Raw genomic sequence first — 2616 nt, forward strand, 5'->3', positions numbered from 1 at the left:
CCCCGGCGGTCGGTCAAACTCCTCCGGGTATGGTCACTTCAAACTCCCCCACCTGACGACCGTCGGCTGAGCAAGTAAAGCTGCCGGGAGGTGTTGCAGGACGTCTATCTTCGTCTCCTTCGAACAAGAAGGAGTTCAGGGAGTGAACGTCTTGAAGCCGCACCTGCAAAGCACCGTATTCACATTACTCGAACGCAACAAGAGCCAGCGCCAGATCCAGCGGCTCACGGGCATCGACCGCAAGACGATCCGCCGGTATCAGGCGATCTTCGAGTCGGAGAAGTCCGCTTCAGCAAACTCCCCCATGGTGACCACCGGCTCTGAAGCGGCGGCCACGCAAACTCCTCCACCGCCGCGACCACCGGCTACCGCCGATTCCAGCAAGGCCACAACGTTCAATTTCGCCCGCTCGGCAAGCGAACCGCATCGCGAATGGATCGAGCAGCAGGTCCGCCTGAGGCGCAACGCGCAGGCGATCTATCAGGATCTGGTCGACCAGTTCGCATTCGCCGCGAGCTACGAGAGCGTCAAGCGCTTCGTGCGCGCCTTGCGCCACATCGATCCCGAGCAGTTCGACCGTCTCGAGTTCGCCCCCGGCGAGGAAGCCCAGGTCGACTATGGCGAAGGCGCGCTGACCCGCGATCCGAAGACCGGCCGCTACCGGCGCCCGCGGTTGTTCGTCATGACCCTGCGGTACTCGCGGCGCAGTTTCCGCCGCGTGGTCTGGAAGTCCAGCAAGCAGGTCTGGGCCCAGCTTCACGAAGAAGCCTTCCGCTACTTCGGCGGCGCTGTCAGTTATGTCGTCCTGGACAATCTCCGGGAGGGCGTCATCACGCCCGATCTGTACGAACCCGAGATCAACCGGCTCTATGAGGCGATGCTCGAGCATTACGGCGTCGTCGCCGATCCAGCACGTGTACGGGACCCGAATCGAAAGGGGACCGTCGAGAACGCGATTCAACATACGCAGGGCACCGCGCTCGCCGGGCGACGTTTCGAGTCGCTCGAAGCCCAGAACGAATTCCTGATGCATTGGGAGGCGAACTGGGCGGCCAAACGCATCCATGGAGGCACCCGGCGACAGGTCGAGGCCATGTTCCAGGAGGAGAGGCCGCATCTGCGGCCGTTGCCGACCACCGGCTTTCGCTACTTTACGGAGGTCGTGCGTACCGTCTGGGACGACACCACTGTCAACATCGATCGCAGCAACTATGCGGCACGACCTGCGCCCATCGGCAGCCTTGTCTCGGTGCGCATCTACGACTGCACCATCGAGATCCGCGACCGCCGTACGCAGGCGTTGCTGCGCACTCATCCGCGCGCCGTAAAGGCCGGCTCGCTTGAACTGCCCGAAGACGAACGCCCCTTCAATCCGTCCCGCCAGAGCGCCTTCCTGCTCGCGAGCGCTGGCGACATCGGGCCGCAAACAAAGGCGCTGTGCCAGCACATGTTCGACAGCGAAGGTCGCGTCGGCCATCGCGCCATGTGGGGCATCGTCGGTCTGGCGAAGAAGTATCCCGCCCGGCTCGTTGAACAGGCCTGCGATCACGCGTTACGTCATCACGTCTACCGCTACAAACAGGTGCGCGCGATCGTTGAACGGCTGTTCGAACAGGCACTCGAGCGTCTCGATCAGGCACCGCAACTCGAGCTGCCTCTCACGCAGGATCACCCGCTGATCCGTCCTGCCGCCGAATACGGCGAACTCTTTACCCTCGGTGCGCAGCACGGCGCCGAACCTCAACCTCCAACTGGAGAAACACAGGCATGACCATGACATTACCGGAAATCGAACGGGCTCTCGGACAGCTTCGCCTGTCCGGCGTGCGCGACACACTTGAAACGCGCGTACTGCAGGCCCAAGGCTCACAGCAGCCATTCCTTGAAACCTTCGCACTGATCCTGCAAGACGAACTGGATCGCCGCCAGTCCCGGCTCATCGAACGCCGCTACAAGCTCTCCGGCCTCGAGGAGAAACTCACACTCGCCGAATTCGACTGGGGCTTCAATCCCAAAGTGCCTCGCCAGGCCTGCTTCCAGCTGCACACACTGAAGTTCATCGCCGCCGGCGACAACGCGCTGATCATCGGCAAACCAGGCACCGGCAAATCGCACGTTGCGAAGGCCGTCGCCTACCAGGCCGTCCTGCAGGGCCACAAGGTGCAGTATCTTGAGACCGACGACTTCTTTAACCGTTACGCACTAAGCCCGACTACCCAGCGCGAAGCCCGCCTGCGGGCCATCCTTGAGAGCGACCTGCTGGTGCTGGACGATCTGTTCCTGTCGCGTACGATCCCCGACGCCGCCGGCGCGCTGCTGCAAACCCTGATCCATCAGCGCTACAAACTTCATCGCAGCGTTCTCGTCACGTCCAACCGCGTTGTGCAGGATTGGGGCGCATACCTGGGCGACAACACGATGAGCACCACGATCCTCGACCGGCTCATGCATCACTGCCACCTGCTCGAGTTCGATGGCCGCAGCTACCGTCTCAAGGAAGCCGCTGAAACGCTTGCGCGAAAAACGAAAACCAGCTAAATAAAACCCTTAGTCCTGCTGCACAGGGTGGGGGAATTTACGCGACCATAAGTGGGGGAGTTTCAACTGACCGTCCGG

The 2616-nt window shown here is 62.0% G+C and carries 2 protein-coding genes; both read left to right on the plus strand.

Annotated features, from left to right (window positions below):
- Positions 1–142 precede the first annotated feature (142 nt).
- Positions 143–1771 (plus strand): IS21 family transposase, encoded by a 1629-nt coding sequence (istA, locus tag P0D89_RS52180; protein ID WP_408370884.1) that lies wholly within the window; start codon positions 143–145, stop codon positions 1769–1771.
- Positions 1768–2538, plus strand: coding sequence for an IS21-like element helper ATPase IstB (gene istB, locus P0D89_RS52185; RefSeq protein WP_408370885.1), 771 nt, complete (start codon positions 1768–1770; stop codon positions 2536–2538). Before istA ends, istB begins: the two co-directional genes overlap by 4 nt.
- Positions 2539–2616: the final 78 nt, after the last annotated feature.

The sequence above is a fragment of the Paraburkholderia sp. RL18-085-BIA-A genome, assembly GCF_046027075.1.
Taxonomy (GTDB): Bacteria; Pseudomonadota; Gammaproteobacteria; order Burkholderiales; family Burkholderiaceae; genus Paraburkholderia.